The sequence below is a fragment of the Neisseria dentiae genome (assembly GCF_024580525.1).
Classification (GTDB): Bacteria; Pseudomonadota; Gammaproteobacteria; order Burkholderiales; family Neisseriaceae; genus Neisseria; species Neisseria dentiae_A.
On the sequence record NZ_JANIKQ010000059.1, the window covers coordinates 1 to 752 of the forward strand.

Consider the following 752-nt stretch of genomic DNA (forward strand, 5'->3'; position numbering starts at 1 on the left):
TCGGGCAACATCGACATCAAGGTGGCGCAAGTGGTGTCGCCTACGCCTTTTATCTCTCCGATGATTTTGTTTTTGCCGTCAAAATTGCTGTCGTTGTATTTGGCAATCTGTTTGTCCAGATCAGCAATCAAGGTGTTAAAGTGCCGAATTAAATCTTCCACACTTTGCTGTTGGCTGGGGTGGATTTGTGCCAAACGGTTTTTCTCGGCCGTACGCATTTCCACCAACTGGCTGCGGCGCTTTACCAAAGCTTCCAGCTCTTCCTCTGCTACAGTGGGAGGCTGATACAGCATATTTGCGGCCAACCCTTTCAATTCGATTGCCTGCGCATAATCCGCCAGCATTTTGGCATCTTTGCTATCGGTTTTCCCCAATGAAAATGATTGGGCGTATGAATGGGTTTGGCGGGGATTGGCAATAACCACCCGCAATCCGGCATGATGCAATGCTTTGGCCAGCGGGATTTCCAATCCGCCGGTACTTTCCAGCACCACCAGGCTGACATGGTGCTTTTGCAAATACTCGACGGTATGTTGGAAACCTTTGGGATTGTTGGTTTCCGTTTTGGTTTTGGCTATACCGGTAATGCCGATAACGAAGTGTTTTTTGGCTATATCAATGCCGCCATAGTTTTGAATACTCATCATAAACCTTCCTTGCATTCGGTTGTGTTGTCGTGCAACTGTTCGGTTGTGGTGATGGTTGGTTATCTGCTCGTTTGGCTAAGACACGGATGTTAAAAAATCCCAGGG

Annotated in this window: 1 protein-coding gene; it reads right to left on the bottom strand. The window is 47.7% G+C overall.

Going from position 1 to position 752, the window contains the following annotated elements; genetic code table 11:
- Nucleotides 1-662: IS110 family transposase (locus tag NQ012_RS13210; RefSeq protein WP_445013501.1), on the bottom strand; the 662-nt coding region annotated here is incomplete at its 3' end.
- Nucleotides 663-752: the final 90 nt, after the last annotated feature.